Genomic DNA, 13,681 nt, shown 5'->3' on the forward strand with positions numbered 1-13,681 from the left:
CGATGGCTAATCAAAATCCCGTCATCGGTTCTCGAGGAACGCCCGCAGCGTCTCGAGCGCTCGATCGGGTCGATCCCGAAACACGCAGTGACCCGCGCCCTCGACGTGGACGAGTTTCCCGTCGGAGAGATGTTCCGCCGCCTCGCGATGGTGCTGGCGAGCAGCGTCGTCGGCGTCTGCCTTCAGAATCAGGGTCGGCGCGTCGATGTCGGCGAACACCTCGGCCGGGTCGCGACGGTCGGCTTCGAACACGCCGCCGACGGCCGGATCGACGTTCGCGTACGCGTCCGCGAGCAGTCTCGCGAGGTCGCCGCGGTCGTCTTTGACCAGCGCCCGCAACTCGGGGTCGGTCTCGAGGAGGGAGTCGGGGTCTAGCTCGTCGCGAATGCGCGTGACGATGGGTCCGAGGAGGTCGTCGTTCGACTCGCCCTCCGGCTCTTCGATGGGTTCGCCGGGGCCGGTTTCGTCAGAATCGGTTTCGTCGTGCTCGTCTCCGTCCTGGCGGTCGGCCAGCCCGAGTAGCAGTTCGGGGTCCTCGAGGACGACGCCACCGGGAAGCTCCGGCCGTTTGGCCGCCGCGACAGCGACGGTCGTTCCGCCCATCGAGTGGCCGTACAGGATGGGTGATTCGTCCGAGATCTCGAGGGTATCGACGACGCCGAGGAGGTCGCCAGCCAACTCGTCGTAGTTGTAGCCTGTTTCGGGGGCCGAAGAACGCCCGTGCCCGCGAGCATCGTAGGCGATCACGTCGTACTCCGCCGCGAGCGGCTCGAACAGCGGAAGCCGCGAACGCCCGTCGGCCGTGATGCCGTGGGAAACGACCAGCGGTCGTCCCTCACCGCCGCTTCGGTAGTAGTGCAGTCGTACGTCCTCGGCCGTGAGGTCGTCTTCGATCCAGCCGTCCGGCACAGGTGCGTCGATCATCGGTTCGGTTTGGACTCGTCGTCGGGTCCAGTAATCGGTGTCGCTACCCTGTCGTGTTGCCGGCGGCAGAGTGTCCCTGAACGGTGTCTGGGAGGACCCAGCGCCGTCGGTGACACGGATGGGTCGACTCGAGAGGCGGTACAGATCGAATCAGGCGGCCGTGGGGGAAACGACGTCGTGGAACGACTCACGCAACCGTCGCCTATCGTACTCGCCGGCGGCGGCGTCGGCGAGGAACCCGAGCAGGAAGGCCGACGCACCGAGGGCTCGCGGGCCGAAACCGACCGCCGGATCGGCCAGGCCGTACCACGCCACGACCGCGCCAACCGCGGCGACGCCGACGGCGGTTCCACCCGTTTCGAGTCGATGCTCGAGTCTCGCGTCGGCGTCGTGCGCGGACCGGTCTGCGATTCCCGCGAGCGGAGCGGCCGCAGCGGCGACGCCGAGGAGTCCGGCGACGGTCAGCGGGGAGACGAAAATCGACGCGACGATCGTCGCCACACCGCCGACGCACGCCCCGAAGCCGACCCGTCCGAGTGCGACGCTCGCCGGACGACGGCGACTCGCTCCCGCCTTCACGGCGTGGTCGCTGCGTCGCTCACCGATCCCGTGGCTGCCGGTTCGATCCGCGTCGGCGTCGTGGCCGACGTGGGCCACGCGCTGACCGGCGGTGAGGAAGGCTCGAGCGCGGTAGGTTCCGTCCGCCAAATCCCCGGGGAGCGCGACGTCGCGCGCACCGGCGTCGTTCCCGTCCGCGCCGAGGTGCGGTTCGGTGATCGGCGCCTCGGCACCGGGCCACTCGAGGGCGACGTCGTCGAAGGCGATCGGCCGACTCGTCGCGAGCGCGAAATTCGGCTGATCCTGCAGTTGAAAGTGGAGGTGAGGTTCCGAGGAGTTCCCGGAGTGGCCACAGCGGCCGACCCGCTGGCCGCGCTCGACTCGCTCGCCGGGTTCGACCGTCACGCTCCCGGGAACGAGATGGGCCAGACAGCTGTACTCGTCGGGCGCGTGCTGGACCACGACGTAGTTCCCGCGGATGTCTCGCTTGAACGGGTGGGAGAACCCGCCGGCGCGGGATGGCTCGAGGTCGCCGTCGAAGGTGTCGATCACGACCCCGTCGGCGGGCGCGAGAACCGGTTCGTCGTAGCAGTAGTAGTTTCCGACGCTCGCGGCCGCGCCGTCGGGGCGGGTGCGTCCCTCCGCGTCGGTGATAACGAAGTCGTAGGCGTAGCGCTGATTGAGCGGAAACCACGAGTGGGAGTAGTCCCGGCTGTGGCTACCGTTGACGACCGTCCACGCGCCGTCGAAGGGGAGCCGGTAGGAGACCTGTCGGTCGTCGTCTCCGGCCTCGGGAACGGAGCCGCGGTGGCGCGCGAGCGCGAGGAGGGTGCCGAGCCACTGTCGGAAGTCTTGGGCCAGGACGAAGGGGTTGAGAAACGTCAACGGAATCGAAAGCAGCCAGACGGCGTACTCGCTCCAGTGGCCCATGTCGATCCAGTCGGTCGGCTCGGTGGCCTCGTCCGCATCGGTCCCCCGTTGCAACACGGCCTCGAGCAGCGGCGCGACGAACGGCCAGAGGAAGGCGAGATAGAAGATCTCGAAGATTTCCAGAACAGCAAGCGAGTCGAAGACGTAACTCGGGATCGCGAGCAATCCCAGAAACGCCAGGTACAGCGGTTCGAACGATCGAAGCCGCTGTCGAAGCCGCGCGGCGAGTGGCGCGGTCGCAGACTTCGCGGTCGAATCCTCGGTCATCAGTTCGACGATGGATCGGAAGGAACGTAACGGCTTTGTGAACTGCGTTTCATACTGCGTCTTGACACGTCTGCCGGCTCCGCTCGAGCATTCGCCGGCCCGGTCGGGTGTTCGTCGGCTCCGCTCGAGCGATCGCCCGCCCTCTTTCGGTTTTCGCCAGTCCGGCTCGAGCGGTCAATGACCATCCTCGAGTCCAGAACGATCATTGCGGCCTCGGGCGAACGAGCACTCATGGGGAGAGACGACGGGAGCGCAAACGGGGACGACGGGGACGTAAACCGGAACGAAGAAGGCGCGAACGGGGACGATCGAGACAGGGTTCGGGAGGCGTTCTCGCTGCTCGGACATGAGATCCGCCTCGACATCCTGCTGGCGCTGCTCGAGGACTGGCACGCCGTCTACACGGAGCCGAAGTCCTACGCCGAGTTGATGGCGGCGGTCGGACTGCGCGACAGCGGACAGTTCAACTACCACCTCGACAAGCTTCGGGGGGTCTACGTCAGGAAACTCGAGGACGGCTACGTCCCGACGGCGAGCGTGACGGCGCTGTACCGGACCGTCCTCGCACACCGCCCGACCGAGCACCTCGAGTACGGGCCCGCCGCGATCGATTCGGCGTGTCCCCGTTGCGACCAAGCGCCGGTGGTGCGGTACGATCGTGGGTTCGCGACCGTCGATTGCGCGGCCTGCGAGTGGACCGGCTTCACTTACCCGTTTCCGAAGAACGGCCTCGAGGGACGGGACGCCGACGCGATCGCCGACGCGGTCACCCGCCGTGCCAGACGCGACATCGGCCTGGCGCGGGCCGGTCAGTGTCCGTTCTGCGCCGGGACGACGTCCGTCGACCTCCGCCTCGAGGCCCTCCGGGGCGAGGGCGACGACGGGGACGCCGACGGCGACTGGGCCGCCGCCAAAGTGGACGATCACTGGGTCGAAATCGTCTGCGACGACTGTACGTTTCTCGTCGGCGTGGATCCGCTCGGGGCGCTGCTCGCCGACGGTCGCGTCGCGGGTCCGCTCGCCGACGCCGGCCTCGAGCCCGACCGGCACGACTGGGAGCAGCCGACGCCGACCGTGCGCGCCGAGTCTCGAGACCCGGCGCGACTCGCCCTCGAGATCGAACTCGAGGACGAGGACGGAATCGTGCGGACGGCGACGATAGCGGTCGACGACGAGTTCGCGGTTCGCTCGCTGGCGATCGATCCGTAGCCGTCGCTCGAAGCGGTCGATCCGCAGTCGTCGCTCGAGACGTTTGGGGGCGGGGACCGGCTCTCGAGCGGCGATAACCGGCTCGAACCGCCCGGAGTTGTCTCGGACTGTTATCGAAGTGATGTTTTTAAGGGTGACGAGCGATAGCTAGGGAGTATGGGCATCCTCTCTCGGACCTCGTACGTCATCCGGTCGAAGATCAACTCGGTGCTCAACCGGACCGAGGACCCGACGCAGACGCTCGATTACTCCTACGAGCAGATGCGCGACCAGCTTCAGGACGTCAAACGCGGCATCGCCGATCTCACCACGCAGAAAAAGCGCCTCGAGATGCAAAAACGCCGGCTCGAGGACAACGTCGATAAGCACAACGAGCAGGCCCGAACCGCGGTCGAGCAGGACCGCGAAGACCTTGCTCGACGCGCCCTCGAGAAGAAAAAGACGAAGATGAACCAGATCGAGGATCTGGAGCGACAGGTCTCCGAGCTCCAGAGCCAGCAGGACCGGCTCATCGAGCAGAAAGACGAACTCCAGAGCCGGATCGAGGAGTTCCGAACCAAAAAGGAGACCATGAAAGCGCGCTACGAGGCCGCCGAAGCGAGCTCGACGGTCTCGGAGGCGATGACGGCAACTGGCGAGGAGTTCGAGGACGTCGGCCGCGCGATCGAACGCGCCGAAGAACAGACCGAGGACATGGAAGCGCGCTCTGCCGCCATGGACGAACTCCACGAGTCGGGTGCCTTCGACGACGTGCTCTCCGATAAGGACAACATCGACCGCGAACTCGAGGAGCTCTCGACCGACAGCGGCGTCGAGGCCGAACTCGAGACGCTCAAATCCGACGTCGGCGCCGACGAGTCCGAATCCGAACCGGTTCCCGAGACGGCAGCCGACGAGGACGAACTCGAGGATCTCGACACGGACGTTTCCGACGCGAACGTTTCCGACGAGGAAGTCGAGTCCGAACTCGCGGAGCTACAGGACGAGGAGAACTGAGAGCGGACTTTGTTGCCTCGAGATTCCGTCTCGAATCGCCTGCCCTACGCTGGCGTTCCGAGGACGGCGATATCGTAGTCTGCGATGTCCGCGGGCGACTCGAGGAGGATGACCTGGAACGCCCACGAGGTTCCACCGGCGAGGTCGCCGGTCGAATCGAAGTACTGATCGAGTTGGCTCCCGGTTTCGTCGTAGACCCGGACCCGGACTTCGACGAGTTCGATCCTGTTTGTCCCCTCGTTTTCGACGGTTCCCTGGACAGTCGAGCCGAGATAGCCGCTCTCGAAGACGAACTCGTGATCGACCATCTCGAGCGAGTCGACCGGCGTCACGCCGCTGGCGCGTTGTCCCTCCGCAGCGCTCTGGGCGGTCGCCATCTCCGCGTTCGTTCGCGCCTCGCCGTCGATGTCGCCGACCTCACCGTCTTCGTACTCGGGTTCGGTTCCGACGTCGACGCCGTTACAACCGGCGAGGCTCGCGGTGGTCACCCCGCCGATCGTCGCGAGGAGTTTCCGCCGACGTATCCGTTCCGTGGACATCAGTACGCTCGACCTCGACCCCTGAACTGTCCTCGTTGTCTCGCATCTTCAGTTCTGCTCCATCGAAAGGCGAGAGGCCCTCGCGACCACCGATCGGCTCGAGCGCTCCGACGCTCGGACACTCCTCGAATCCGGCGAACTCGGCGACCGTCATCGATCATACTCCCACGCACGCGACGGATCCATTTGAGTGTAGGGCCTGAACGAGTCGCGTACTCGGTTGAACTGGCGACCCAAACGGCGCTGTCACGGTTTGCAACGCCGACCATTATTGTCGCCGGGGGTGACCGTTCGTCGCATGGGGTCTTCCGATCGAGACGATCCGCTCGAGTCCTCCAGAGGCGATACTGGCGATCGAACGGATCTCTCGACGCGGGTTCGCGAGTGGGTGCTGATCGAGGGGGATCGGCTGTTCATCACGATCTCGCTCACGCTCGCGACGTTCGTCCTGTTTTTCACGCTGAACGAACTCGGGGTCGTTTCGTTCGTCAACGAGGGTTCTGTCACGAGGGTCGCGAGCGGGCTGATCGCCGGGACGTTCTCGCTCGTCACGCTCGTCGTCTCGATCAACCAACTGATCCTCTCACAGGAGTTCGCGACCGCGGGAGAGGTCCGCGCGGAACTCGAGGGTGTCACGGAGTTTCGACACGATCTCGAGGATCGAACGGACGTTCCGGCGAGTCCGGCAGCGCCGACGCGGATCCTCGAGGTGCTCGTCGAAGCGGTCCATCATCGCGCCGCCGATCTCGAAACGGCGATCGACGGGCACGGCGATGCCGCGCTCGAGGACCGAGTGGATCGGTACGTTGCGAGCGTCCAGACGAGCGCCGAACGGCTCGACGAGACGCTCGAGAGAACTTCGTTCGGAACGTTCAACGCCGTTTCCGCGCTGATCGAGTACGACAACGATCGGCAGGTGTACGCCGCGAGATATCTGCGGGGCCAGTACGCGCTTGATCTCTCGGATGAGCAACGGGGTGCGTTCGACGACTTGACCGAAACGCTCCGACTGTTCGACGTCGCACAGGAACACTTCAAGACGACTTACCTCCAGCGGGAGTTGACCCGGTTTTCGCAACTGACGATCTACTCCGGCGTTCCCGCGATCCTCGCCGCGATAACTATCGGCTTGCTCTACGCGGATATCGGCGGTGCGAGCGTCGCAGTTCGGTCCCTCCCGCTTCTCGTCAGCGCGCTCATCGCCGTCGTCGTCTCGCCGCTCGCGCTTTTGGTCTCGTACATTCTCCGAACCGCGACCGTCACGCGGCGGACGGCGTCGGTCGGGCCAATGTTGCCCCAGAAAGATCCCGACGACAGACCGCTCGAGGTACAGTCCGACGAGCGTGATCGGTGACAGACGGCGCGGGCGGACCCCTGGGTTCGACGACCGTCGTATCTCGTCGTCGGACGAACGTTCCAATCGACGGAGGCTAGTCCGATCAATAGCTATTTCCACGCCGTCCTCGACTACTGGAGTACACCGATGAGCGACGACAGTTCGCAGCCGAGCGACACCATGGCCGAGCGAAGCGTCGACTCGACGTGGAAACACACGCTCCTGTTGAACGCGAACCGATGGCTCGTCACCGCCAGTCTCATGCTGTTCGTCTTTGTCGGACTGCTCGTCGTGAATCAACTCAATCCCGTTTCACTCAGGACGCTCATCGAGGCGTCTGACCCCGTCGAGACGCTGTTTCAGGCGCTCGTTACCGCTTTGATCACCGGCGTCACGCTCGTCGTCTCGATCAACTCGCTGGTCCTCTCCCAGGAGCTCGGGGCCGTCGCAGACCAGCGCGAACGGCTCGAGGGATCGATGGAGTTTCGAAAGAACGTCGAGTCGTCGATCGATTCGCCGGTGAGTCCGCCCGAGCCGTCGTCGTTCCTTCAGGCGATCGTGACGGCCTCCTCGAAGCGTGCCGAGGAGTTTCGCGACGCCGTTTCGGACAGCCGCGACGAGGAACTCGTCGAGCGGGTCGAAAACTTCGTCGACAACCTGACGACGCACGCCGATTCCATCCGGGACGATCTCGAGGACGCGCAGTTCGGGACGTACAGCGTCGTGAAATCTGCACTCGATTACAACTACTCGTGGAAGATCTTCCGCGCACGCCGGATCAAACAAACGCACGCCGATTCGTTCACCGACGACGCGAGCGACGCTTACGACGAGTTACTCGAGTCGCTGAAGCTGTTCGGCATCGCTCGCGAGCACTTCAAGACGCTTTACTTTCAGTGGGAGCTCATCAACCTTTCGCGGGCGATGATGTACGTCGCGGTGCCGGCGCTGCTGGTCACCACCTCCATGTTACTCTTTTTCGACGCGGGCACGGCTAGCGGAACCATTCTCGGTATCGACGTCCTCGTGTGGATCGTCACCGCGGCGACGACGATCGCCGTCACCCCGTTCTTGGTGTTGATCGCCTACATCCTCCGGATCGCGACGATGGCCAAACGTACGCTCGCCATCGGCCCGTTCATCCTCCGGGAGTCCGGACGCGGCGAGGACATCGACTGGGAGTAACCTGAAATTTTGTTCACCTAACTGCGCCCGTCCCCGGCCGCTCGAGCCCCGCTAAATCGATTTTTCCACCGGGCATCGGGACGCCGTCGTAGGGGTCCTCGGCGAGTAAGAGCGAGCCGTCGAGGTCGGCGTAGTCGAGCAACGGCGCGAAGTGGGCAGCCGGTGCGATGGAGGCGTTCGACTCCGTCATACAGCCGGCCATTACTTCGAGCCCGTGCGCTCGAGCGGCGTGGATGAGTCGGATCGCCTCGCAGAGTCCGCCGCACTTGGCGAGTTTCAGGTTCACGATGTCACAGCGGTCGGCGATCTTCGGGACGTCCGCGCTGACCAGACAGGACTCGTCGGCGGCGATCGGGAGTCTCGAACGTTCGTACACGTACTTCAGGCCCTCGGGGTTCTCAGCCGGAACCGGCTGTTCGACGAACTCGAGGCCGTACGGCGCGAGCAGATCGATCCGCTCGACGGCCTCTTTGGGCGTCCACCCCTCGTTGGCGTCGACGAACAGTCGCGCGTTCGGGGCCGCCTCGCGAACCGAGCGAACGATCTCCTCGTCCCTGTCGGTGCCGAGTTTGACTTTGAGCGTGCCGAACCCGCGCTCTCTGGCCGCCTCGGTCTTCTCGCGCATCGTCTGGGTGTCGTCGATACCGATGGTGTAGGAGCTCTCGAGGGTCTCCGTCGGGTCGAGTCCCCAGTACCGGTAGAGCGGAATCTCGAGGCGTTTGGTCGCGAGGTCGTGTAGCGCGATGCTCACCGCGGTTCGCGCCGCAGGATTCCGTCGGATGGACGCGCGCATTCGGCGCTCGATCCGCTCTAGCTGGTGGACATCGCCGACCTCCTCGACGATGTCGAGGAGATCCGGCAACACCGCCTCGACGGTCGCCGCCGTCTCGCCGTAGTGTCTGGTCGGGGCCGCGCCGCCGACGCCGCCGACCCCCTCGTCGTCCTCGATTCGAACGAAGACGACCTCGGTATCGGTGGTGGTCCCGCGGGCGATCGAGAAGGGCCGCTCGAGCGCGAGCGTCCGGCGCTCGATTTCGGTCGTAAATTCGCTCATAGGATCGCCTCGAGGATCGGCTCCGCGCCGAACCGGACGACGTCCGACGCGGGCACGCCGAGTTCGCCTTCGTAGGCCTCGAGTTCGCGGCGGGCGGTCGCTTCGTCGTCGATCCTCGCGGTGTTGAGCGCACCTGCGGCGACCGTCGTCTCGCGAACCGGCGACGCGAGGTCTTCGTAGAGATCGACGTAGGTCGGAATCGACGGGAGGATGAACGACTCGTAGCCGTGGATTGCTTCCCTTCCGGCGTCGTGACAGAGCACGAGTCGGTCGGCCATCGCGCCGTGGAGGATGCCACAGGTCACCGCGGAGTAGGCCGGGTGGACGATCGACCCCTGTCCCTCGACGAAGAGGTAGTCATGCTCGTCGCCCTTCTCGACGATCATCTCCTCGACGGCACCGGCGGCGAAGTCGCTGACGACGCGGTCGATCGGATTCCCCCAGCCTTCGATCATGATTCCGGTCTGTCCGGTCGGGATCACCGCGGCGTCGTGTCCCGCCTCGCGGGCCGCGCGGGCCAGTTCCATCGAAACCGTCATCTTGCCGACCGAGCAGTCGGTCCCGACCGTCAGGATCACGTCGGCGTCCACGTCGGCCGCAATCCCCTCGCTGACCGTTAGATCGGTCGGTGGCTTTCGAACGTCCCACAGTTCGCAGTCGTTCTCGGCCGCGAGCGCGGCGAATTCCGCGTCGTCGGCGAGGAAGTAGTGCAGTCCCGATATCACGTCGCAACCACGCTCGAGCGCGGTTCGAACGTCTTCGCGCCAGCTCTCGTCGAACCCGCCGCCGATGGGGGCGATACCGATAACCAGCGCGTCGACGGGTCCGTCGACGTCGCTCATCCGCGAGACGATCGGCGCGTCCTGTACGTCGCGAACGAAATCGGCGACTCGAGTCCCCGCGTCGTCGCGGTCGAGGACCGCGATGACCTCGTCGTCGCTGTACCGAAGGATTCCGAGCGCGGTTTTGGCGCGGTCGGGGAACTTCTCGTGGGCCAGAATCGCGATACGCATACGGAGAGTATAGCCAGACGGCCACTTAACGGTGGAGTTCCCGGTGAGAGGGGCGGTTGAAGCGAGACGAGGTGACGGTTCAAAGCACGCCCAGTTCGGTCGTCCAGAACGACCGGTGGGCGTCCTCGAGTGCGGGTTTTGGGTCGCCGGTCGCGTCGACGGCGGCGCTGGCTCGCGGTTCGAACTCCCCCTCCTCGGCGAGCGTTTCGAGGACGCCGCGCTGGCCGACGAGGTAGAGCGGTTCAATGTCGAACTCGGCGAGCGCCCGGTGACAGCGCTCGAGGTGGTCGTCGATCTGGTCGTCGCGGATGCGTTCGAACCGGGCCTGGGAGAAGCCGCCTTTCGAGTGACTCCCTTTCACGTCGCTCTCGAACCCTTTGTAGTCGACTCGCTCGCCGTCCTCGTAGACGCCGACCGCAAACAGATCCGCACGGACCAGCGCGAGCGCGTAGGTCCCGGTCGGGAGGAACCACTCGCGATCGAGTTCGAACCGATCGCTCCAGGTCGCCTCGAGGTCACGTTCCGGGCGGACGGGCGGCTTGAGGCGCACCGAAACGAGTCCGGCGTCGTCGACGCAGACGAGACAGGGATCGCCGGTTCGGACGAGCGACGCTCGTTCGCCCAGCGTCTCGGAAAGCACCCGGTCGCGCTCTCCGTCGCTTCGCGTCTCTTCCTCGCGCTGTGGGTCGAGAAATACCGTACACGCGCCCTCCGGACCGGTCCGAACGGACGTGAGGCGGTCGAGAACCTCCTCGAGTCGCGCGCCGCGAAGTCGCTCTTTGCGGCGGAACTCGACCCCGCCGTCGTCCCCTGTCCCGTCCACGCGCTCGAGTTCGCCCTCTAACTGCGCGATGCGGTCCTCGAGTCGGTTCTGGCGCTCTTCGGCCTCCTGTTTCGCGGTCACGGCGGCAGCTTTCCGCTCGGATTCGGCCTCGTAGCGCTCGCGAAGTCGCTCGGCTTCGTCCTCGAGTTCGTCGATTCGGTCTTTCAGCGACGCGCGACCGAGCAACTGGTCGATCATCGAGAAAAAGCGCGAACCGGGGCCACTTTTAGGTTCCGGCGTCGGGGTACTCGTCTTCTGGCCCAGCGGGCGGCCACGCGCCAGCGAACTCGAGCAACTGCTGGGCGCGCTCGCGGCGGGCGAGGAACACCTCCTTCAGGGACGGCGGGTTCGTGATCTGCGTTCGCTCGAGGACGGATTCGGGGACCGCGAGCGTGTTTTCCGGTACGCCGTCGTCGCCGTGGACCGGAAAGTGCCCCGACTCGAGTTTCATCACGAGCGGTGCGTCGAGTCGTTCGATCCCTTCCCCAGATGTATACACCGCGTCGTTAATCCGCTCGTGCTGGTCGGTTTGCATGGACGCGTGCTCGTCGTCCGTCGGCGTCACGTACAGTCGTCCGAGATAGTAGCTCCGCGAGAACACCTCAAACATGACACTTGGTACCAAGAACCGAAGAGTGATAACTATTCTGCAGGTACATTTATGCCGAGCGCTTTTCGAGTTGCCAGACGGATAGAACGGCCCGAATCGGCTTCACCACCGGCGTGGACAGAACGACCCGCCCAAAGCGGTTTTTGAACGCTCAAACCGGATCTACGAGACGCATACATTCGGATAAAAGGTGAGAACGAAGGCGTCCTTTTTTACGGAGGTCGTCCGGAAGGGTACCTAATGAGTGGTTCCCGCGGCATCCTCATCGTGGTGCTGATCGCAGTCGTCGGTCTCGCGATCGCACCGCTCGCGACCGCGGGGTTCGCCGATCCGTTCGACGGTCCAACGAACGCCTTCGACGCCGGGATCGACGGTGGAACCGGCGACCACCCGGCCCCCTCCACGGACGGGAACGCGGCTCAGGCCGACACCCAGGCGGCCGAGAACGGCGACTCGCCGGGCACCAACGTCTCTACGTTCATGCAATCGACTGCCGTCGAGACGGAGACGGCGGTCGACATCGGCATCTTCAACGCGAGTTACGAGAACGCCGACGGCGACGCACGCGAGGCGATCGTCACGCAGCGTGTCGACACGCTCGAGGACCGAGTCGCGGAACTCGAGGCCGAGAGAGACCGTCTGCAATCGAACGAGGACGAACTGCACCCGGTCGTTTACGACGCTAGGATGACGCGGTTGGCCGCCCAGATCTCCTCGCTCGAGGAATCGGTCGCGATCGCCGAACAGCGCACGATGGATATCGACCTCGATTTACCTGTACTCGAGGACCTTCGCTCGAGTGTAACGTCCCTTCGGACGCCCGATATCACAGCGGCTGCGGACGGTCTGATTGGAGTCGATTTCTCCGATCCCGTCCCCGAGAACCTCAAAGAGCAGGTGAACGAATCGACGCCCGATATCGGTGACATCGATCCGGATAACGTCACCAACGAGTCGACCGTTCTCAGCGTGGCCGAAAACGAGACGTCGCTCGCCGATAGTGCGGTAAACGCGACTGCTGTGACCGGTGGATCGACAAATGCGACCGATGGGACCAACGTATCGGTGACCCCATCCAATATAACGATGAACGCGACCGACACGACTGGCGTTATCAGCGATTCGATGAACGCGACGGATTTGGGCGACGGGACGTTGAACGTAACTGACGGTACACTACCCGCTGGGAACGAGACCGGCGAAGAGAGTCGGCTCAATTGGACGACCAACGAAACGGTGGTCGTCGATTATCCGAGCAGCGAACTCGAGTAGCCTGTTCGATCCGGGAATCGCACCGATTCGTTTTGCTAGTCCCGGTCCGCCCGGACCGGCGTCCGTCGCCGAAGCAGACACGCTTTTCAGCGGTGGCCGTCTAGGCTCGCTCGATGGACTCCGCCGCGTTGCTTGATTTGCTGGGGAACGAAAATCGGAGACGCATCCTCCGACTGCTGGCCCGCAAACCGTGTTACGTCACCGAGATCTCGGAGTACCTCGGAGTGAGTCCAAAGGCGGTCATCGAACACCTCCGGAAGTTAGACGAGGCCGGACTGGTCGAGAGCCGAGTCGACGATCAACGGCGGAAGTACTTCCACATCGCCAGAAACGTCCGCCTCGAGGTAAACGTCTCGCCGTACGGCTTCGCCAGCAAGAGCGCGTACCCGGCGAACAACAGCGTCGATATCACCGCCTGCCGTCACCTCTCGGTCGACGTTGCCACAGAAGCGGGTGACGCTACCGCCGAGACAGCCGCTACCTCCGAGACGGACGACGGCACCTCGGAAACGGCTGACGCCCCCGCCGAGTCGGGCGACGCCACTCCGGAAGCAGGCGACGAACTCGAGGAGCTGCTCGGAACGCTCGAGCGCCTCGAAACCCTCGAGAACGAACTCTCGCTGGCCCAGCGCTGGGTTCAGGGCCAGCTCTGTGAGACGCTCGATCAGGTGTCGGCGGTCGTCGGCACCGGGCCAGAAAGCCGGATCTACGCCGACCTACTCGCGAGCGTTCGCGGAGACCCCAAATCGGTTACCGAACTCGCTGCGGATATCGACGCCCACCCGGAAATCGTCGCCGACCTACTCGAGAACATGGCCAACGAGGGCGTCGTCCGGCGGACCGAGCGGGGCTGGGAGCTTTCGACCGACAGCTAATGGCGGCGCGTTCTCCGATACCAGCGGCTACGACGTGTCTCGTCTCTCATCTCCCTTAGTTCGATCTCTGCAGATCCGTCCACCGCATAT

14 protein-coding genes are annotated in these 13,681 nt (G+C 64.7%); 6 read left to right on the forward strand and 8 right to left on the reverse strand.

What is annotated here, in order from left to right; genetic code table 11:
- Positions 1-21: 21 nt before the first annotated feature.
- Positions 22-924: an alpha/beta fold hydrolase gene (locus BM348_RS09590; protein WP_092904360.1), complete on the reverse strand. Its 903-nt coding sequence runs from the start codon at positions 922-924 to the stop codon at positions 22-24.
- A gap of 150 nt (positions 925-1,074) precedes the next feature.
- Positions 1,075-2,679 carry a M23 family metallopeptidase gene (locus BM348_RS09595; RefSeq protein WP_092904362.1) on the reverse strand — a complete coding sequence of 535 codons (1,605 nt, stop codon included), beginning with the start codon at positions 2,677-2,679 and terminating at the stop codon, positions 1,075-1,077.
- Between the two features lie 177 nt (positions 2,680-2,856).
- Here BM348_RS09595 and BM348_RS09600 point away from each other — a divergent pair, with 177 nt between their 5' ends.
- Together BM348_RS09600 and BM348_RS09605 are read left to right on the forward strand one after the other, a co-directional pair.
- Entirely contained in the window at positions 2,857-3,888 is a 1,032-nt protein-coding gene (locus BM348_RS09600; RefSeq protein WP_245779429.1) for a winged helix-turn-helix domain-containing protein, read from the forward strand.
- 156 nt (positions 3,889-4,044) lie between these two features.
- Positions 4,045-4,884: a PspA/IM30 family protein gene (locus BM348_RS09605; protein ID WP_092904364.1), complete on the forward strand. Its 840-nt coding sequence runs from the start codon at positions 4,045-4,047 to the stop codon at positions 4,882-4,884.
- Between the two features lie 44 nt (positions 4,885-4,928).
- Here the strand turns inward: BM348_RS09605 and BM348_RS09610 are convergent, their stop codons facing one another.
- Together BM348_RS09610 and BM348_RS21300 are read right to left on the reverse strand one after the other, a co-directional pair.
- The gene (locus tag BM348_RS09610; protein ID WP_394328092.1) at positions 4,929-5,372 is read right to left on the reverse strand and encodes an FxLYD domain-containing protein; all 444 of its coding nucleotides are present in this window, start codon (positions 5,370-5,372) and stop codon (positions 4,929-4,931) included.
- A complete protein-coding gene (locus BM348_RS21300; RefSeq protein ID WP_175507152.1) occupies positions 5,344-5,577 on the reverse strand; it encodes a hypothetical protein in 234 nt (77 codons plus the stop codon). The genes BM348_RS09610 and BM348_RS21300 overlap by 29 nt, the downstream gene beginning before the upstream one ends.
- 144 nt (positions 5,578-5,721) lie before the next feature.
- Between BM348_RS21300 and BM348_RS09615 the strand changes: the two genes are divergently transcribed.
- The gene (locus BM348_RS09615) at positions 5,722-6,777 is read left to right on the forward strand and encodes a hypothetical protein (RefSeq protein ID WP_092904368.1); all 1,056 of its coding nucleotides are present in this window, start codon (positions 5,722-5,724) and stop codon (positions 6,775-6,777) included.
- Between the two features lie 129 nt (positions 6,778-6,906).
- A complete protein-coding gene (locus BM348_RS09620) occupies positions 6,907-7,944 on the forward strand; it encodes a hypothetical protein (RefSeq protein ID WP_092904371.1) in 1,038 nt (345 codons plus the stop codon).
- A gap of 13 nt (positions 7,945-7,957) precedes the next feature.
- Here the strand turns inward: BM348_RS09620 and BM348_RS09625 are convergent, their stop codons facing one another.
- The 4 genes from BM348_RS09625 to BM348_RS09640 all read right to left on the reverse strand — a co-directional run bounded on the left by BM348_RS09625 (position 7,958) and on the right by BM348_RS09640 (position 11,444).
- Positions 7,958-8,998, reverse strand: coding sequence for a dipeptide epimerase (locus BM348_RS09625; protein ID WP_092904373.1), 1,041 nt, complete (start codon positions 8,996-8,998; stop codon positions 7,958-7,960).
- Entirely contained in the window at positions 8,995-10,011 is a 1,017-nt protein-coding gene (locus tag BM348_RS09630) for a DUF1611 domain-containing protein (RefSeq protein ID WP_092904375.1), read from the reverse strand. Before BM348_RS09630 ends, BM348_RS09625 begins: the two co-directional genes overlap by 4 nt.
- 79 nt (positions 10,012-10,090) lie before the next feature.
- Positions 10,091-11,032, reverse strand: coding sequence for a Vms1/Ankzf1 family peptidyl-tRNA hydrolase (locus BM348_RS09635; RefSeq protein WP_092904377.1), 942 nt, complete (start codon positions 11,030-11,032; stop codon positions 10,091-10,093).
- 28 nt (positions 11,033-11,060) lie between these two features.
- The gene (locus BM348_RS09640) at positions 11,061-11,444 is read right to left on the reverse strand and encodes a DUF5802 family protein (RefSeq protein WP_092904379.1); all 384 of its coding nucleotides are present in this window, start codon (positions 11,442-11,444) and stop codon (positions 11,061-11,063) included.
- 240 nt (positions 11,445-11,684) lie between these two features.
- On the opposite strand from BM348_RS09640, the gene BM348_RS09645 reads away from it, so the two are divergent.
- A complete protein-coding gene (locus BM348_RS09645) occupies positions 11,685-12,716 on the forward strand; it encodes an ABC transporter C-terminal domain-containing protein (RefSeq protein WP_092904381.1) in 1,032 nt (343 codons plus the stop codon).
- 113 nt (positions 12,717-12,829) lie between these two features.
- Positions 12,830-13,591, forward strand: a complete 762-nt coding sequence (locus BM348_RS09650; RefSeq protein ID WP_092904383.1) for an ArsR/SmtB family transcription factor — start codon at positions 12,830-12,832, stop codon at positions 13,589-13,591.
- Positions 13,592-13,681 lie beyond the last annotated feature (90 nt).

This window comes from Halostagnicola kamekurae (assembly GCF_900116205.1).
GTDB lineage: Archaea > Halobacteriota > Halobacteria > Halobacteriales > Natrialbaceae > Halostagnicola > Halostagnicola kamekurae.